This is a genomic window from Paenibacillus phytohabitans (assembly GCF_013141775.1).
Classification (GTDB): Bacteria; Bacillota; Bacilli; order Paenibacillales; family Paenibacillaceae; genus Paenibacillus_AQ; species Paenibacillus_AQ phytohabitans.
The window spans coordinates 476,427-495,317 of sequence record NZ_WHOB01000016.1 but is presented as its reverse complement, the minus strand read 5'-3'; the positions used below and the strand labels follow the sequence as shown (position 1 = coordinate 495,317).

17 protein-coding genes and 1 pseudogene are annotated in these 18,891 nt (G+C 46.6%); 15 read left to right on the top strand and 3 right to left on the bottom strand.

What is annotated here, in order from left to right; translation table 11 throughout:
* The first annotated feature begins 3 nt into the window (after positions 1 to 3).
* Together GC101_RS03975 and GC101_RS03970 are read left to right on the top strand one after the other, a co-directional pair.
* Positions 4 to 2,580, top strand: a complete 2,577-nt coding sequence (locus tag GC101_RS03975) for a glycosyl hydrolase (RefSeq protein ID WP_171716153.1) — start codon at positions 4 to 6, stop codon at positions 2,578 to 2,580.
* Between the two features lie 176 nt (positions 2,581 to 2,756).
* The gene (locus GC101_RS03970; protein ID WP_171716152.1) at positions 2,757 to 2,960 is read left to right on the top strand and encodes a hypothetical protein; all 204 of its coding nucleotides are present in this window, start codon (positions 2,757 to 2,759) and stop codon (positions 2,958 to 2,960) included.
* 159 nt (positions 2,961 to 3,119) lie between these two features.
* On the opposite strand, the gene GC101_RS03965 is transcribed toward GC101_RS03970, so the two are convergent.
* Positions 3,120 to 3,338 (bottom strand): helix-turn-helix domain-containing protein, encoded by a 219-nt coding sequence (locus GC101_RS03965; protein WP_171716151.1) that lies wholly within the window; start codon positions 3,336 to 3,338, stop codon positions 3,120 to 3,122.
* 75 nt (positions 3,339 to 3,413) lie between these two features.
* Between GC101_RS03965 and GC101_RS36885 the strand changes: the two genes are divergently transcribed.
* The 7 genes from GC101_RS36885 (at position 3,414) to GC101_RS03935 (ending at position 10,837) form a co-directional block, all read left to right on the top strand.
* Positions 3,414 to 3,590, top strand: a complete 177-nt coding sequence (locus GC101_RS36885) for a DUF6809 family protein (RefSeq protein ID WP_425497133.1) — start codon at positions 3,414 to 3,416, stop codon at positions 3,588 to 3,590.
* A gap of 78 nt (positions 3,591 to 3,668) precedes the next feature.
* Positions 3,669 to 4,475: a hypothetical protein gene (locus GC101_RS03960; protein ID WP_171716150.1), complete on the top strand. Its 807-nt coding sequence runs from the start codon at positions 3,669 to 3,671 to the stop codon at positions 4,473 to 4,475.
* Positions 4,476 to 4,602: 127 nt separating this feature from the next.
* Complete coding sequence (locus GC101_RS03955; protein ID WP_343049580.1) at positions 4,603 to 5,583, top strand: MerR family transcriptional regulator; 981 nt, start codon at positions 4,603 to 4,605, stop codon at positions 5,581 to 5,583.
* A 15-nt stretch (positions 5,584 to 5,598) separates the two neighbouring features.
* Positions 5,599 to 6,063 carry a GNAT family N-acetyltransferase gene (locus GC101_RS03950; RefSeq protein ID WP_171716149.1) on the top strand — a complete coding sequence of 155 codons (465 nt, stop codon included), beginning with the start codon at positions 5,599 to 5,601 and terminating at the stop codon, positions 6,061 to 6,063.
* Between the two features lie 277 nt (positions 6,064 to 6,340).
* Entirely contained in the window at positions 6,341 to 6,868 is a 528-nt protein-coding gene (locus GC101_RS03945) for a hypothetical protein (protein ID WP_171716148.1), read from the top strand.
* A 257-nt stretch (positions 6,869 to 7,125) separates the two neighbouring features.
* Positions 7,126 to 8,343 (top strand): glycoside hydrolase family 5 protein, encoded by a 1,218-nt coding sequence (locus tag GC101_RS03940; RefSeq protein WP_171716147.1) that lies wholly within the window; start codon positions 7,126 to 7,128, stop codon positions 8,341 to 8,343.
* A gap of 250 nt (positions 8,344 to 8,593) precedes the next feature.
* A complete protein-coding gene (locus tag GC101_RS03935; RefSeq protein ID WP_171716146.1) occupies positions 8,594 to 10,837 on the top strand; it encodes an AraC family transcriptional regulator in 2,244 nt (747 codons plus the stop codon).
* A 182-nt stretch (positions 10,838 to 11,019) separates the two neighbouring features.
* Here the strand turns inward: GC101_RS03935 and GC101_RS03930 are convergent.
* A pseudogene (locus GC101_RS03930) lies at positions 11,020 to 11,196 on the bottom strand (transposase); the annotation flags it as partial.
* 29 nt (positions 11,197 to 11,225) lie between these two features.
* Between GC101_RS03930 and GC101_RS03925 the strand changes: the two are divergent.
* A complete protein-coding gene (locus GC101_RS03925; RefSeq protein ID WP_171716145.1) occupies positions 11,226 to 11,570 on the top strand; it encodes a hypothetical protein in 345 nt (114 codons plus the stop codon).
* A gap of 50 nt (positions 11,571 to 11,620) precedes the next feature.
* On the opposite strand, the gene GC101_RS03920 is transcribed toward GC101_RS03925, so the two are convergent.
* Positions 11,621 to 12,505 carry a carbohydrate ABC transporter permease gene (locus GC101_RS03920; RefSeq protein WP_171716144.1) on the bottom strand — a complete coding sequence of 295 codons (885 nt, stop codon included), beginning with the start codon at positions 12,503 to 12,505 and terminating at the stop codon, positions 11,621 to 11,623.
* 280 nt (positions 12,506 to 12,785) lie between these two features.
* On the opposite strand from GC101_RS03920, the gene GC101_RS03915 reads away from it, so the two are divergent.
* From GC101_RS03915 to GC101_RS03895, 5 genes are all read left to right on the top strand, one after another.
* A complete protein-coding gene (locus GC101_RS03915) occupies positions 12,786 to 13,745 on the top strand; it encodes an ABC transporter permease (protein ID WP_343049579.1) in 960 nt (319 codons plus the stop codon).
* A 35-nt stretch (positions 13,746 to 13,780) separates the two neighbouring features.
* On the top strand, positions 13,781 to 15,283 hold the full coding sequence (locus tag GC101_RS03910; protein ID WP_171716143.1) for an extracellular solute-binding protein: 1,503 nt from the start codon (positions 13,781 to 13,783) through the stop codon (positions 15,281 to 15,283).
* Positions 15,284 to 15,368: 85 nt separating this feature from the next.
* Positions 15,369 to 16,295 (top strand): pectinesterase family protein, encoded by a 927-nt coding sequence (locus GC101_RS03905; RefSeq protein WP_171716142.1) that lies wholly within the window; start codon positions 15,369 to 15,371, stop codon positions 16,293 to 16,295.
* A gap of 54 nt (positions 16,296 to 16,349) precedes the next feature.
* On the top strand, positions 16,350 to 17,483 hold the full coding sequence (locus GC101_RS03900) for a glycoside hydrolase family 88 protein (protein WP_171716291.1): 1,134 nt from the start codon (positions 16,350 to 16,352) through the stop codon (positions 17,481 to 17,483).
* Positions 17,470 to 18,807, top strand: coding sequence for a glycoside hydrolase family 28 protein (locus GC101_RS03895; RefSeq protein WP_171716290.1), 1,338 nt, complete (start codon positions 17,470 to 17,472; stop codon positions 18,805 to 18,807). The genes GC101_RS03900 and GC101_RS03895 overlap by 14 nt, the downstream gene beginning before the upstream one ends.
* The last annotated feature ends 84 nt before the right edge of the window (positions 18,808 to 18,891 follow it).

Genomic DNA, 18,891 nt, shown 5'->3' with positions numbered 1-18,891 from the left:
GAAATGAAAAATTTGCTCAAGAAGGCAAGCACAATGATCCTGGCATTTACTCTGCTGCTTGGAGTGATGACAGCGCCGCCCGTTCATGCAGACAACGCACTTTTCACAATTGAAAGCGAAAATGCTCAGCTCACCTCCGATCTTCAAGTGACGACCCAAATTTACGGACAACCTAAGCCCGGCTATACCGGGAGCGGTTTTGTCTGGATGCAGAATTCAGGCACCATTACCTTCAATGTGACGGTCCCGGAAACAGGCATGTACACGATCTCTACCCGTTATATGCAGGAGCTTAGCGAAGACGGCCGGCTTCAATCGTTGAACGTTAACGGCGTTACGAAGGGTTCGTATATGCTGCCTTACACGACCACTTGGTCGGATTTCGATTTTGGCTATCACAAGCTGAATCAGGGCAGTAATACCATCCAGCTGAAGGCGGGCTGGGGCTTCGCTTATTTTGACAGCTTCAGTGTGGATGTTGCCGATCTGGATCCCCTGGATGTGCAGCCTGTTCTCAGTGATGCTCAAGCTACACCGGAAACTCAGCTGCTGATGAATTATCTGACAGAGGTCTACGGCAACCATATGATCTCCGGCCAGCAGGAGATTTACGGGGGAGGCAATGACGGGAATTCCGAGCTGGAGTTCGACTGGATTCACAATTTAACCGGCAAGTATCCGGCCATCCGCGGGTTCGATCTGATGAACTATAATCCGCTATACGGCTGGGAGGACGGTACAACCGCGCGGATGATCGACTGGGTGAACAACCGGGGCGGGATTGCGACTAACAGCTGGCATCTCACAGTTCCCCGGGATTTCACTGCCTATCAGCTGGGGGAATTTGTGGATTGGAAGGAAGCTACCTACAAGCCGACGGAAACTAATTTTAATACAGCGAATGCAGTCATTCCCGGGACGAAAGAGTACCAATACGTACAGCTGGCCATAGCCGATTTGGCGGAGCAGCTGCAGATTCTGCAGGATAACAACGTGCCGGTTATCTTCAGACCCTATCACGAGGCCGAAGGTAACGGCGGGTTGAACGGGCAAGGCGCGTGGTTCTGGTGGGCATCAGCAGGCGCAGAGGTATATAAGCAGCTGTGGGATCAGCTCTATACTGAGCTTACAGAAACCTATGACCTGCACAACCTGATCTGGACGTATAACAGCTATGTGTACAGCACTTCTCCCGCCTGGTATCCCGGTGACGATCAGGTGGATATTGTCGGGTACGATAAATACAATACCGTCTACAACCGCTATGACGGTTTGTCGGGTGTGCCCAATGAGGATGCCATTACCTCGATATTCTATCAGCTGGTGGATCTAACCGGCGGCACCAAAATGGTAGCCATGACCGAGAACGATACTGTCCCAAGCGTACAGAATCTGACCGAGGAGAAGTCGGGCTGGCTCTATTTCCTGCCGTGGTATGGCGAGCATCTCATGAGTTCTGCCTTTAATTATCCGGCTACACTGACCACGCTGTATCAGAGCAATTATGTCATTACGCTGGATGAGCTGCCTGATTTGAGTGTCAATAATCCAAACCCTAGCGCGTCCATTACACCTGCAAGTATCGAATTTAACAAGTATGCAGCGGCTCAGAGCGACAAAGCCATAACCGTGAATGCTAACGGCAATACGTTAACTGCCCTCCGGACTGGGGGCAATGCCTTGACCGCGACGCAGGATTATACTGTAAGCGGAAATACGCTGCTGCTGAAAAAGTCATTCCTGGCAACGCTCTCCGTTGGCGAGCATTCGATTGTCTTGGATTTCAATCAGGGACAAGATCCCGTATTGAAAGTTACAATTGTCGATACAACGCCAAGTGCATCTATTGCACCTGTGAGCGCGGCATTTGATAAAGCACCGGCCCAAGCGCAGGATATTTCCGTAGCCCTTACCTTAAACGGACATCAGCTTGCAAACCTGACGAATGGAAGCTACACGCTTGTATCGGGCCAGGATTATACGGCATCAGGCGCAACGATTGTCTTGAAGAAATCTTATCTCTCCACGCTGCCGCTCGGTCAGAATCCGATCACCTTCCATTTCAATGGAGGAAATAACGCTGTGCTTACGGTAAATGTAGCAGATAGCAGTGTTCCGCTACCAACTGGCGGCTTGACGATCCAGGCTTTTAATGGCAACACCAGTGCCTCTACTAACGGAATATCGGCCAAATTCAAAGTCGTCAATAGCGGCAATTCGGCAGTTCAGCTCAGTGATGTGAAGCTCCGGTATTACTACACGATCGACGGCGAGAAAGATCAGAGCTTCTGGATCGACTGGTCCAGTGCCGGAAGCGCGAACGTAACCAGCAAGTTCGTGAAGCTGGCAACCCCGGTTACCGGTGCCGATTATGCGCTGGAAATTGGCTTCACAAGCTCGGCTGGAACACTGAATCCCGGCCAGAGCGCGGAGATCCAGACCCGCTTCTCCAAAACCGACTGGTCCAATTACAACCAGGCTAACGATTATTCGTTCAAGGCCTCCGCCAGTCAATTTGTTAACAATGAGCAGGTCACCGGATATATGAATGGCCAGCTGGTGTGGGGGATTGAGCCTTAACACAGCAACCATTCAAATTACCGGTCAGTAACAGTGGGCCTTGCGGAATATGTTAAGCCTTACGCTAGATTCTTTAGCGGCAATGTGGAGACTTCTTAGGAAGCAATGCAGGCATAAATGTTGTACGTTTTGCAACTTTGATTCATGGATAACCGGGTGATCGGGAGAATTGTTGTATGAAATACAAGAATAATCCAGCTGAGTCGCTTGGTGAAGATGAAATGCTGCCTTTTGTACAACAATTCTGGATTTGGGCCGAAATGAGGAGGGAAATGTTGTATTATGGGCAGGATTTTATAAAAATTACCGGATCTATGCCACAGAAAGCGGATGATCTTGGAATTCCTGCACCAATCACCTTACAACTCAAATACAAGTAATCCGCCTGAAAGAGAACCGGAATGACTATTAAATGTGAGTCGTTTAGAGGATAACTTGGCCCGGGAATTCATCCGGAATATCCAGATCTACTTTATAGGGCTACAAATGAAAGAAGCTCTTGTGATCATCACAGGAGCCTCTTTTTGTTGATTACTATTTTATTTTTGCGTATAGCGCTTGGGATTATCGGTCTGCCCTAAAATGTAGTCGATGCTTACTTTGTGGAAATTCGCCAGTGTAATTAAAACGGCACTCGGAACATCCAAATTCCCGCTCTCGTAGCGGGAGTAGGTGGCTTGTGTGATATGTAAAAGCTCAGCCATTTGTTGCTGCGTCAGATCTTTGTCTTCGCGTAGATCGCGGATTCTTGTGTACAATGCTCATCACCCAAGCCAAGTTTATTTTATGCGAAAAATGCATATTGTTATTTATGCAGTTTTCGCATATTGCAAATGCTCAAAGCGAGGTTATCCGAAGAAGATTTTGACCAAGTCGAAAAGCTCTATGATTTACAGAGTGACTCAAGCTCGTTGCATTCAGCATTATCATTTATCCAAGGCTATAAAATAGGAGCTTTAATGATGATCGATGTATTTAGTGACCAAGATTCTGTTTACGAAGGTCTATAGTACGTTAGTAATGAAAACCGGAGTGAAAATAAAGCTTCGGTTTTTTTGTTGGAAAAAAATCACATGGGGGAAGTTCTTTTGGAAGGGCAGAAGGGGATATTGTCGAATATTAAAAAGAAAATTGGGAAGGGAATTGGTCAAGTAGGCAGTTATCGAACAGATATCTTCAGGTCAAGGAGTGTGGTAACAATGAACAAAAAGTTAATGGCATCAAGTTTTCTTATTATGTTGTCAGTGGTATGTCTATCCATTACGGTCTATGCAGCCACTGCAGCATACTCTTTAAGGGTAAACGGGGCTGCCATTAAAGGGGAAGCTAAAGTCATTGATGGAGTGACCTATGTACCTTTGCGTACAGTTATTGAAGGGATGGGAGGGTCATATCATGTCATGCCAGAGTCGAATACAATTAGTATTTTGAGAAGAGATATAAGTATGTACGGCGGGTACAATGAGTCAAATCCTTTAATTTTTGGTTCAAAAGCATATTTCGAAATGAATGAAAATTTTGATAAATTCGTTGGTTCAGTCTCTATAGAAGAAGCGAGCACAGGAAAGGATGTTGTGAAAAACCTTCAGGAGATAAAAGGAACTGCTCCAAGCGGTTATACCTATATTTTTGTAAAAGTGAACCTTGAAGTCTTAGCATCTGAAAAACCTGGGGCATCGATATCAATAAATAATTATAGGTTTGAATATATTGACGCGGTAACTTTAAAGAGAATTCCTTCTTTTATGTTCTCCAAAAATTCTCCCAGTGTATCCGAAGGAAATCCCTTCAACGGTTGGGTTGGATTCTTAGTTCCTGATGGTCATCAATCTGGGATGATAGTTTTATCAAGTCCAGATGACCGGCAGAATGCTCTATGGATGAAGGTAGAGTAACGTAGTAATACTTAAGGATAATTACATAAGCTTCCGGTACCAGGTCTCTTGACTCTAACGTCGCGTAAACCTGTATATTTACTCTCATGAAGGAGGGATAGTCATCGAACTGCAAACCATCAGTCAGGTGTCAAAGCACTTTTCAGTATCTACCCGTACCCTTAGGTATTACGAGCAAATCGGATTGATTACGCCTGCGAAAAAGGAAGATTCCGCTTACCGCGCTTATGATGCCGAAGCCATCACACGTCTGCGTCAGATTATCGTTCTGCGTAAACTGCGGATTCCGCTCAAACAGATTGCCGAAATTCTGCAAAGCGCGGAAGCGCGTGTTGCGATCGAAGCTTTTGAGCGTAACCTTGCGGATATTGAGGACGAGATCACCGCGCTCTCCACCATTCGCAGTGTCATCAAAGCCTTTGTCGAATATCTGAATCTCAGAGGTGTGAAATTCGCGCTGCCTGACGATGCAAGTTTACTGGAGGTTGTGGATTCCTTGACTGTCTCGAAAATCAACTTCAAGGAGGAAAAGTCAATGGAAGAATTAAACAAGGCAAATGAAAATTTAAACAAACTGGCGGACAAAGATGTGCGGATTGTCTATCTGCCGCCCATGACTGTGGCTGCTGCTTATGCAACGGGAGAAGGCTGCGAAGGCAAAGCGCTGGATATGATCACGCAATTTGTAACAGAGAGCGGACTGCTAACAATTAAACCGGATGCCCGGAGTTTTGGTTTTGACTGCTCTAAGGGGGCAGCAGGAATCGGAGAACCCTCCCATGTATATGAGGTGTGGGTAGCCATTCCTGGCGACACTGAGGTACCCGCGCCTTTAGTCAAACGAACGTTCGATGGCGGATTATATGCTGCACACGTGTTGAGAACGTGGGACTTTGAGGACTGGCGTTTTTTGAGGGAATGGGTTAACGCAAGCAATAAATATGATAATGATTGGGATTCTCCGCGCTGGACATCGCTGGAGACGGTTGCGGGGCAAGGATTTGAAGAAACGTTGAATTTTTATAATTACGTACAAAAAGGCGGTAAAATGGACGATTTACAGCTTGATTTATTGTTTCCGATTAAGGAGATATCATTGGGCTGTTAACCAAGGAGGGTGAAAGTGAAGGTCTTTGTCGAAAAAGCTAATATCGATGATGCTGAACTATTAGCTGAAATTCAGAGAGACAGTTTTGATGATGAGTCGAGAACGTATAACAATAATGAGCCAGGGGGTCCTGAGGGATACGATTCTATAGATTCGCAAATTGAATTTATGAAACAGGCTCATTACTATAAAATTTTAAAGGCTAATGAAATTGTTGGTGGTGTGATAGTTTATGTGAATGATAGCTTAGTATACAATTTGGGCAGGATTTATATTAATCCAATTCATCAAAACCAGGGAATTGGTCACCAAGTTATGAAGCTTATAGAAGCTAATTACCCTGAGGTGCAGAAGTGGTGGTTGGATACGCCAAACTGGAGTATAAGTAATCATTATTTTTATGAAAAAAATGGTTATGTCAAAATCAAAGAAGAACATGGTTTATTCATTTACGAGAAGTGTAGGTCTGTTAATTGTTAAAATTGAAAGCGTATTATATCGGCGGTTATAATTGGGTGTACTTAACATACAAAACTATACAGCTGTGATTATAACCGCAGATAGTATAGAGCAACGCGCCAGTGAATTCCACCCGGTATTTCCTCTTACGTACGGTAAACCTCCCAATCCCTGAGTACCTACTCCATATATATCTGCGTACGTGTAACAAAAGTCGATTTCGTTTCGTTAAATTCAATAAGTGGTTTTTCCCAATAATAGAGAAGATTGCGAAGAAATCAATGGAGGAGGGGACGATTTGGTCAGAATTGTCTTAACATTAATGACGCTGCTATTCAGTTTAACGGGCTGTTTTGCTCCGCAAAGCCCCACAACATTAGACCAAGATGCTAATGCGGCAAAAGATTATTTGGAATCTAAGGGTTACAAGGTCTCTTCGTATGAAGGCTCCAGTGAAGTCTACACTTTAACAAAAGAAAAGTTAATGAATTTACCGTATTCCAATTACTGGGGACTGCAAAGCGAAGATCCCGGTATTTATCTGGACAAAGAGGTTAACGTACAGAAGTTCATAGTAACAAACCATCCATTGGATAACTGGAAATCTACAAGCGCCAAACCAGAGAATATTGTTAAATCTAAAGGGAGAACCGCAATTTGGATCTATATCGTGGATAACCAGGCAGTAGGCGGACATTCTTATCCAGTAATCGATCAGGCCATGGATGGCGGCGTATGGTCATTAGATGGAAGAACGTTAGAAGAAGTGCATTCTATGAGTTATAAAGCCTGGTTAGAGCAATGGGAAGCAAAGTTTGGCAGCTGATGAGTTACAGAAGTTTATCAAAATTGCCCATAGCGGAAAACGCTTATTTTTTATTTTAAATGGACATAGAATTCTCGAAATATATTATACTTAATTTTCCAAATATATGTTATTCTGAAAGAAACATCAGTTTATTTCCTTTGTCTAAGTCAGATAATTCAGAAAGGGGGCATTCGGATCTTCGTATAGTCCATATAGTCTGGTAATTTGTGAACGTTTGCATGATGCACAACCACAAAATAAACGGAGGTTTTGACATGCTGGCCAAAATGAAAAAATACGGGGGGTATTGTTTAGCTCTTATGCTGCTGGCTTCAGTTTCCTTGACCGGATGGAGTACCCGGGCATCTGCGGCAACCCCTATTACATCCGATTTCAGATCACTTTCGGCTTCGCAAATTGTCAGTGAGATGGGCGCCGGATGGAATCTGGGGAATCAGCTTGAGGCAGCTAACAATGGTACGCCGAGCGAGACGGCCTGGGGCAATCCCGTTGTTACTCAGGAGCTGATCAAAAAGGTAAAAGCTGCAGGCTTCAAAACCATTCGTATTCCCGTTTCTTACTTGAATTATATTGGAAACGCTTCCTCGTATACGATTAATACTGCATGGCTGGACCGTGTGAAAACGGTTGTAGACTATGCCTACAACGAGGGCTTGTATGTGGTCATTAATGTTCACGGGGATGGGTACAATACCGTTCAAGGTGGGTGGCTTCTGGTGAATGGCGGCAATCAGACTGCCATCAAAGAGAAGTATAAGCTTGTGTGGCAGCAAATTGCTAACAAGTTTGTAGGCTATGACGAGCGGCTTATCTTTGAGTCCATGAACGAAGTTTTTGACGGTTCTTATAGTAATCCGAATTCAGCCTACTACGCCAACCTTAATGCTTACAATCAGATCTTCGTGGATACGGTCAGACAAACCAGCGGCAACAATAGTGCAAGATGGCTGCTGATTCCGGGCTGGAATACGAATATCGACTATACTGCCGGCAATTACGGCTTTGTTCTGCCAACGGATACGTATCGCTCCTCCACAATCCCTAGTTCAGAAAAAAGAATTATGATCTCCGCACATTACTATTCACCGTGGGATTTTGCAGGTGAGGAGTCGGGGACGATTACGCAATGGGGGGCATCAGCCACGAACCCATCCAAAAAATCGACTTGGGGACAAGAGGATTACCTCAACTCGCAGTTCCAATCGATGTATAATAAGTTTGTTGCCCAGGGTTACCCTGTAGTCATTGGTGAGTTCGGTTCCATTGACAAAACTGCATATGATTCCAGCAATAACGTGTATCGAGCGGCCTTTGCCAAAGCGGTAACAGCGACAGCTAAAAAATACGGCGCAGTGCCGATCTATTGGGACAATGGCTATAACGGCCAGCATGGCTTCGGACTGTTCAACCGTACGAACAACACCGTAACACAGCAAGGCATTATTAATGCTATCATGCAAGGCATGCAATAATCCCTAGAACGATAATTATATCAATACGGCGTAGACCTGCCAGCGGGCAACTGCGCCGTTTTTTCTTTTTAACTGGGCATCTTTTGTGGGGGATGGAAGAGCATTGTATAAGGTAGAATCGCTGGAAGCTGGAGGTGTAGTTCTGAACGAAGCGGGTACCTGTTGTTATAAGTAATGTTTATCATGGAATCCCCTTGATGAAAGCGCTATACTTAATAAAGTAGTGAACAGAAATTAAAGGGGCAGCGCAATGAAAAAAGGTAGAATGTTTTACGGGATTTTCATTCCCATACTCATTCTGGGGGTAGGGCTGGTAGCTAGCTTCGGCAGTTACATATATATCAGCACGATACGGTCAGTGGTCGGACAGTTCTCAAGCAACAAACAAAGTTATATTGAGCAGATTAAGAACAACCTGGAACATAAGATTCAGAGTATTGAGTATGCATTTAATACTTACAGCACAACCAGTTCTTTTCAGGAGGTAGTCACCAATCCGATCACTATTCGGGATTTTGCGGCCTACCGTAATGTCAATTCCCAACTGAATTACATCGCCTCCATGACGGCGGAGGGTACGACATATTCCCTGATCAGTCTGGACCAGAATTGGCAGATCAATAATGAGCGGCTGACAAGTCTTAGTGATAGTGAAGCAGAGCAGCTGCGTGCGCAGTATATAAACGATCAGAATCGGAGCCTCTTCTGGGTCAAGACGGACAAGGGGATCCGGTTCGTCAATACACTGCCGGTCTTCTCCAGCAAGAAGCAGGCTATTGCTTTATCTGATATTTCGCAGTATACGCTTGATTCTATTATTAAGACTGACGAAGATGCGCATGTCTATATCCTTAATAAGTCCGGAGAGCTTCTGTATGATTCCGGTCAGGAAGGCTCTGCTCTCACCGAAGCACAGCTGCATGAGTTAAACGGAACTACTACCTCAGGTGAAGAGAATGGCAAAGTTGAGCTGGAAGCAGGGGGACGGAGGCCTCTCCAGCTGTTATATTCGAAGTCTTCCTACAATAACTGGACTTATCTTACTGTGCTAGATGAGGATGAAATTGCCGACACGCTGAAAATGACTAAATTCGGGCTTTATGCGCTGGGGCTGCTGAGTGTTCTGCTGATATTGGTTGTGGCTTATATGGTCGCTAACTATTTTACGAAGCCTATCCAGCGGATCAAACGGAGCTTATCACTTGTTCCGACGGTCAATTCCAAGAATGAATTCGAGTATATTATAGATTCTATTGACACCATTCTATCGGAAAAGCAGTCGCTGGAGAGCCTGATTGAAGCGGAGATGCCGCAGCTGGAAACCCAGCTTGTGCTGAACCTCTTCAGAAGCCGTGTCCAGCCTGAGGAGCTGGAGAAGAATCTTCAGCGCTTCGGCTATGCTCCTAATGGGCAGCTAAGGTATGCCGCTATGCTGATTCAATTGGACAGTTTGGGTAATCAAGGGACTACGAATAAGGATGTCCTGCTGCTGGCGGTCAATAAGCTGGTTGAAGAGGTCATTCCGAAGCAGCAGCGGATGCTGCCGATTGTCCTGAGCGATGACACCTTGGCTACGATCCTGACTCTTCAAGTACAGAGTGAATCAGAGCTAAACAAAGAATTGCTGGAGTATTCAAGAACGGTGATGAAGGCAGTGCGGAATTATCTGAACGTCCCGATCAGTATCGGAATCAGCAAGACCTATGGCAATCTGCTGGAGAGCAAGGAAGCCTGTGAGATGGGCAAGCAGGCATTGCATCAGCGCCTCAATCTAGGCAAGGAATCTATTATCTTTTATGAGGATATCTCAACGGTCGTCTCCGGCCCTGTCCTGCTGCACTATCCGGTTGAGCTGGAATCCGAGCTGTTCAATGCCATCCGGCTGGGGGACAGGGAACAGGTTACTGAAGCAATATATCCATTCCTGGCCCAGTTAATCGGCAAGAACAAGAGTACACTCAACTTTGAAGTCATGCTGGTACGGCTGGTAAACAATCTGATTCAGCTGGAGCAGCAGCTTGGTATTCAGGTCCTGCTGACTCAGGACAACAACAAGCTGTATCACCGTGTACTGGACATCCGCAATCCTGAAGAGATTGAGCATCTGCTGGTGCATGAGGTCATCTATCCGATGACCACTGTCATGAAGGAGAAGACGAACAAGCAATTTCGTTGCCTGTCTGAAAAGATTACTGCCATCGTCGATGCAGAGTACGATCGGGAATTGACGCTGGAGAGCATTGGAGAGAGGCTTCATTACAATCCGAATTATCTCAGCAATATCTTCAAGAAGGAATATGGTACGGCATTCAGTGAATACTTAATGAATTACCGGCTGGAGATGGCCAAGAAGTGGCTGTCGGAGACGGATATGACGATCAGAGTGATTGCTGAGCGGCTGCAGTACCATAATCCGCAGAACTTTATCCGTTCCTTCCGCAAGAAGGAGCAGGTAACCCCGGGCACTTACCGTAAGCTGCAGCAGGGGGAGTGAGATAATCCTGATATAACAATAGTAATCATCACATTTCTTTTATAGTACAGACGGTTATAAAGAAGGGACTGTCCCAAAAGTAGGTTTTCTACGGTGGAAGACAGTTCTCTTCATTCTTAATGCTACAAAAAGTGAGCAGAGCAGCGATTCTCGCGTTATTGGAGGATCGCTGCTCTGCGTTTTTGGTCATTGGTGGCTTGCTTCAGCAGATTATGAGCAAGGGAAAGGACACTCCTCATTCGCTGGGAACGGAAGCGATTCAGCGTACGAAAGTCGGAGCGTTGCCGTCCGGCCAGCCACATGAAAGGGATGATCTCGCGTACGGCCTTAGCGATTTGACGAGACGAATAGATCCATTGGCAAGCAAAGTTGCTCCATGGACTATTGAATGTACAAAGAAATCGCTCCTTTTGAAATGGTTGGGTGGTACCTCCATTTTACCAAAAAGGCGATTTCTTTTTTTGTGTTTGTTGAAAAAAGTGTTTTCGTATCCCGCTTAAACAGCGGAGAGGACGGAACGACCCGCGGAAAAGCGGCAGCGGTCGCCTTTGTCCCCGGATTTTCACCGCTAAGGGAAATCAATAAAATCTGGGGACAACAGCGATTGGAACAACGGTCCGTTCGCGCAGCGTCCACCCCAGTGCTCACGTTGATCCTACTCCAAAACAAAGAGCTGTTCCAAGCAGCCATTTCATGGCTTTTAGGAAAGCTCCTTCTTTTTACAAATATATGAAAGTTTATGTTTAAGCTATATTACGATACATAGTATAGCTGAGGCAAGGATTAACCCTTTACGGCTCCCATCAGGGCACCTTTGGTGAAGTGCTTTTGTACAAAAGGATAAGCGATTAGCATTGGCACAGTGGCTACTACAATGACTGCCATCTTGATTGTCTGGGCCGGCGGGATAATATCGACTGAGGTTCCTTCAGCCTGCATGCCGCTGGAGACAATAACGATCTGGCGCAGAAGCACCTGAATCGGCCATTTGACCGAGTCATTAATGTACAGAATTGCGTTCATATAGGTGTTCCAGTAAGCAACGCCATAGAACAGGGAGATGGTTGCAATGGACGGCAGCGCGAGCGGCAGCATGATTTTCAGGAAGATACCAAAGTCATTACTTCCATCAATTCTGGCCGACTCTTCAAGGCTGTCCGGCAGTGCCTGGAAGAAGTTACGCATAATAATCATATTGAAGGCATTGACTGCCACCGGGAAGACAAGGGACCAGTAGGAGTTAATGAGGCCGACTGATTTTACAACCAGAAAGGTAGGGATCATACCACCGCTGAAGAGCATGGAGAACACTACAATGAAGTTAATGGTGTTTCTAAGAGGCAGATATCTTCTGGATAGGCCGTAGGCCATCAGTGCAGTTAGAATCATACTTACAATAGTACCTACAATCGTGACACCAACGGATACGCCCAGACCCCGGAAGATTGTGGGTGTGGACAGAATGTAGCGGTACGCATCTAGTGAAAAGGTAGTCGGGAACAGGATGAACTTTTTCGCAATCACTTCCTGGGTAGTTGCGAAGGAGCTGGCGATAATGTTTACAAAAGGTAATAGACAGGCAAGTGCGAGCAGAATCAGAATGCCGGCATTTACAATAGTAAATATCTGGCCGCTGAGCGATTCTTTTCTTCGTGGGCTGTGGTTCATTTCATATCCTCCTCGTATTCGGTTACCTTTCAACTTTAACAAGAGGAACAGATTACGTATATAATCCGGGCATGAGGTATTGGCTTGGCAGCCGGAGTATGCACCTGAACCAGCATATAATCATTATCTTATACTGTAATCATTACACGAGGTTAAGAAAGCGCAAACACTACAGCGGACAGGCCTGAGCGTACGCAATCACATAATGATTATATACGTAACGCCGGAGATTCCTTAGTCTAGAGAGCGTAATCCCCGAATCACCAAAGGAGGCTGACAAGTGAAAGTTTCAAGTATCACCGCACCATCAAATTTGAATTTGGATAAGAGGAGAGGCAACGCGTTCTTGACTGCAGTAAAGAAATACAAGCTCTTATATCTGATGATATTGCCCGGACTGGTATACTTCATCATATTTAAGTACATGCCAATGGGCGGGCTTGTCATTGCATTTCAGGATTATCAGCCGTTTCTTGGAATCACGGGCAGCCCATGGGTAGGGTTCAAGCATTTCATCCGGCTGTTCACTGAACCTACCTTTATAATGCTGCTTCGCAATACACTTGTACTGTTTGCGCTCAACATTGTGATTTTCTTTCCATTGCCGATTATCGTAGCTCTTATGTTAAATGAACTTAAACATCGTCATCTGAAAAACTGGATTCAAACCATTATTTACATCCCCCACTTCATGTCATGGGTTATCATCGTATCGATTACCTATGTATTCATGACACTGGACGGCGGATTAATCAATGAATTGATCGCCAGCATGGGATTCGAAAAAATCAGCTTCCTGACCTCGCCGGAATGGCTGCGCACGATTTATATCGGCCAGATCATCTGGAAAGAGATCGGCTGGTCTACGATTATTTATCTGGCAGCAATTACTGTAGTAGACCCTCAGCTGTATGAAGCTGCGGAAATGGACGGTGCTGCCCGTCTTCGCAAGACATGGCATGTGACACTGCCAGCCATCCGTCCAGTTATTATTACCTTGCTGATTCTCAAAATCGGCAGTACGCTGGATCTTGGCTTTGAACATATGTATTTGCTGCTCAACTCGCTCAACCGCGAAGTGGCCGAAATTTTTGACACCTATATCTATACAGCGGGCTTGAAGAATGGTCAGCTCAGCTTCAGTACCACAGTAGGCTTATTCAAAGGTGTAGTCGGTCTCATCCTCGTAATGGCCTCCAACAAGCTGGCCAAGAAAATGGGCGAAGACGGCGTATATTAAGGCAGTGATAAAAACTATTCTAGAGGAGAAGTGTTATGAGAAAAAGATGGGTCAGTATGCTAGCGGGCGTTACCTTAATTACCACGGTTTTGTCTGCTTGCGGAGGAGACAAAGAAACAGTTAAAAATGCTGCCATAGCTGATGAAAATGCGCCACTGGAGGTCACATGGCTGAATGTCCTGCATACAGCTTCACCACCGACCAATACGATCAAATCCAAGCTTGAAGAATATACGAATACTAAGCTTACCTTCAACTGGGTACCTGATGCATCCAAGGAGGAGCGGATTACAACAGCGCTGGCTTCCGGCGAGCTTGCCGATATCGTGACTCTGACTATGATGACCAACTCATCGGTCAGAAGCTCCCTGAAATCGGGTTTATTCTGGGATGTCGGCCCGTACATTGATGATTATGACAATCTATCCAAGATTGCTCCAGAAATTCGGGCTGCAGCTTCTATTGAAGGCGTACTGTATGGTGTTCCGTTCCAGAAGAACCTGGCCCGCTCCGGGCTAATCTTCCGTAAGGACTGGCTGGACAAGCTGGGTCTGCCGGTTCCGACTACACTGGATGAAGTCTACGAAGTTGCCAGAGCCTTCACTGAGGACGACCCGGATGGTAACGGTATTGCTGATACAACAGGCTTCGGGGACAGAAATGATTTGCGCTATAGCAGTTTCAAGACACTTAGCTCTTACTTTGGTACACCTAACGGCTGGAAAGTGGATGACAGCGGCAAGTTCACACCGGAATTCGATACTCAGGAATATCTCGATACCTTGAACTTCTCCAGAAAGCTATATGAGAACGGTTACTTGGCCCAGGATTTCGCAGTTACCGCCAAAACCGACCAGCAGCAGCAGTTTGCTCAGGGTAAAACAGGGATCTATACCGGTATGGTTGATATCTCGAGTCTGAGAACATTAGCGCAGGATCTTCAGGAAGGTCTTGAGCTTGTACCGGTGAATAAGATTTCGAACGGCGACGGACAGTACCATATCTGGTCTGAAGGCAGTGGTGTCGGCGGTCTGATGGCATTCCCGAAATCAGAGGTTAAAACCGAAGCCCAGCTGAAGAGACTGCTGCAGTTCGTTAATGATCTGATTGATGAAGAAGCATTCATGCTGATGACTGGTGGTATCGAAGGCACTCATTACGAATATGACGAGAGTGGTGCTTACAAAGTTCTTAATAAAGATCTGTGGCAGGCAGATGTACAGCCTTTCTCCTCTAGCAGACCAAGTGAGATTGCTTATTCACTTAAGGATGCCAATCCTGAGAAGCAGCTGGCGAATGATCTAATCCGTGAAAATGACAAGTTCGCCGTTCTTGATCCGACAGTTCCGCTGGATTCGGCAACAAACAATGAACAGGGTACAGAGCTTGCGAAGATCATCACGGATGCTACGTTCAAGTACATCATGGGACAATCGACGGAAGCAGATTTCACAAAAGCGGTACAGACCTGGAAGGATTCAGGCGGCAGCAAGATTACCGAAGAATATGAAGCAGCGTATAAGCTGACTCAGAACTAAGCACAGCGCGTCACAGGCAAGCTCACCCTATAGGGTGAGCTTGGTTTGACGATAGCTGCGCCGGAATGATGCGGAGGCGTTAACAATGGAAACCATACGGGTCAGCAAGAGCGGCAGTGGCGATTATACCTCTGTTCAAGCTGCAATTAACAGCATACCTGTGGGCAGGACGGAAGAGACACACCTGATCATCGAGGCAGGGGTTTATAAGGAGAAGCTGCAGATTCATAAACCGCATTTGCGGTTATACGGCAAAGGCGAGGTCAGATTAGTCTATGATGATTATGCGCTGAAGCTAGGTAGCGACGGTACCCCTATGGGCACGAATGCCTCATGCAGCACACACATTACTGGTGATGACATCCGGGTAGAGCATATTATCTTCGAGAATACAGCGGGTCCGGGCAGTATAGTAGGCCAGGCTGTAGCACTTTATCTGGATGCCGATCAGGCTGTATTTCGAAATTGCACCTTCCTTGCAGCTCAGGATACACTGTATCTGGCTAAGCCAAAGGAGGAGAAGCTTAATACAAGCGGACGCAATTATTTTGAACATTGCCGGATTGCCGGGGATGTGGACTTTATATTTGGGTCAGCCACGGCTTATTTTGAAGAATGTGAAATTATTAGTCTCGACCGGAATATGGAGATTAATGGATTCATATCTGCTGCTGCAACACCTGAGGATAAGAAAGCGGGTTTTATTTTTCATAAATGCCGCTTGATCAGCGATGCCGCTGCAGATAGCGTGTACCTGGGAAGACCTTGGCGCGACTATGCCCGGACTGTCTTCATCGATTGCTGGATGGGCGGACATATCCGCCGGGAAGGCTGGAATGACTGGGGCAAATCCAGTGTGAATGATACCGTGCAATATGCCGAGTATGGCTCGGTTGGACCGGGAGCGGCTCCCGGCGAGCGAATCAGCTGGTCTAAGCAACTGGAGCAGAATATGAAAGATAACTTCTCGCTTGAGGCGGTCTTTGGCGGAGACATTGCCTGGACGCGCTGAAGAATCCATAACATAAGGAAGGTGAAGGCTGTGGGAGAGAATTGGGCTGTGAGAATGGCGGAATCGCTGATGGAGCGGCTGCCCAGGCTGTATGAGGATTTGGGATATCACGGAAAATGGTCTTACGATTACGGAGTGGTGCTGAAGGGTTTTGAACTACTGTGGAAGCAGACCGGTGAACGCAGGTATCTCGATTATATCGCGGTCAATCTGGATTATTTCATTCAGGAGGACGGCACTGTCCGCGGATACCGGCAGGATGAATACAATATCGACCATATTAATAATGGCAAACTGCTGTTCACGCTCTATGCGGAGACGGGCTTAGATAAATATAGGCTCGCAGCGGAATCCTTCCGGGAGCAGCTGCGGACCCATCCCCGGACATCCGAGGGCGCCTTCTGGCATAAGAACATCTATCCATATCAGATTTGGCTGGATGGCTTGTATATGGGTGCACCGTTCTACCTCCAGTATCTGCTGACCTTTGAAGAGGGGCAGGGGCTAGAGGATGTGACGAAGCAGTTTATGGTGTGCGAGCAGCATACCAAAGATCCCAATACGGGGCTGCTGTTCCATGCCTGGGACGAGAAGCGGGTACAGCCGTGGTGTGATTCGGAAACCGGTCTGTCCCCTAATTTCTGGGGCAGGTCAATGGGCTGGTATCTGATGGCGCTTGCCGATGTGCTGGAGTTACTGCCGGAGGATCATGCAGATTACGCTGAACTGGTGCGCATTCTGCGGGATACGTTAACCGCCCTGGCGAAATTCCAGGATTCCGAAACAGGCGTTTGGTATCAGGTAGTCGATCTATCTGACCGTAAGGGCAACTATCTGGAAGCATCGGCTTCAAGCATGATTACGTACACCATTGCTAAGGGAATCCGGTTAGGGGTATTAGACGACAGCTGGAATGCTGTGCTTGATCGTGCCTATGCTGGCATCATTGACGAATTTGTGCTTGTGACTAAGGAAGGCTGGGTGAATCTGAACAAAAACTGTCAGGTCGCCGGTCTCGGTGGTGCCGGTCAGCGTGACGGAACCTATGCCTATTATATTAGCGAGCCGATCATTACCAATGACCAGAAGGGTGTGGGTGCCTTTCTGCAGGCTTGTGCGGAATATGAACATTTAAGAGTAAAGCAACATTCTGTGAAAACGGGAGGATCATATGCTGCAGGGTTATAGTATTACAGACTTTGGGGCGCAGCGGGACAGCGGAATTCCTGCGACCTCAGCGATCAGCAAGGCCATTTCGGCAGCGAATCAGGCCGGAGGAGGAACCGTATATATTCCGGCAGGGCGGTTTCTGAGCGGAGCCATTCTTCTGAAGAGTAATGTGGAGCTGCACTTAAGTCCCGGCGCAGTTCTTTCCTTCAGTACAGACCCGGCAGATTATCCGGTTGTAGCCTCCAGATGGGAAGGCGTCCGGCAGCAGGTCTATGCTTCCTGTATTTATGGTAGTGATCTGATCAACATCTCCATTACAGGCAGCGGAACCCTTGAAGGGAATGGCGCTGCCTGGTGGGATATGTTCCGGGACAACCGGGAGGGACTGAAATATCCCCGGCCGAAGCTAATCAGCTTTGACCGCTCTTCGCGGATAACGATTAAAGATATCACACTGCTCAACTCACCAAGCTGGACAATTCATCCGATTGAATGCAGCAATATCACCGTGGATAATGTATCAATCATCAATCCGGCAGATTCCCCGAATACAGATGGTATCAATCCGGAGTCCTGCTCCGGTGTGCGGATCAGCAATTGTAGCATTGATGTAGGGGATGATTGTATTGCTATCAAGGCCGGGACCGAGGATACCGACGAGCGGATTCCTTGTGAGAATATTACGATTACGAATTGTGTCATGGCTCATGGACATGGTGCAGTGGTGCTCGGCAGTGAGATGAGCGGAGATATCCGAAATGTCGTGATTAGCAACTGTATCTTTAAGGAGACTGACCGCGGCATCCGCATGAAGTCACGGCGCGGCCGGGGCGGAACGATTGAAGATATTCGCATTACCAATATTGTCATGGACCAGGTGCTGTGTCCATTTACGATGAATCTGTATTATTTCTGCGGCCCGCGCGGCAAGGAGAAATCTGTCTGGGACAAGAATCCGTACCCGGTGACAGCAGAGACGCCTTGCTTCCGGCGCATACATTTTTCCAATATTACTGCCCGGAATGTACATGCTTCCGCAGGATTCCTGTATGGGCTGGCAGAGCAGTATGTTTCGGAGGTTACCTTCAGTAATGTGGATATCTCTATGGCGAAGGATGCGGTGCCTGGACACCCGGACATGATGACCGGTATGGAGAGTATGAATAACCGCGGCTTCTATCTTAGCAACGTGCGGGATGTAAAGTTTCAGCAGGTGACTGTGGAGAATCACGAAGGCCCGGCCTTTTATATCGAGAACGGGGAAGAAGTTGAACTTATTCACTGCCATTCCAGGAATACACGTAAGCCTGAACAGCTGGTTGAACGGGCTGGCATAGACTAACGGGGAATTAAACTTAAGCATGCGGGAGTATAGGATGTGTTTGAATAGAAGGATTTACTAAGAATAGGCTTGTTACCGTGGTTG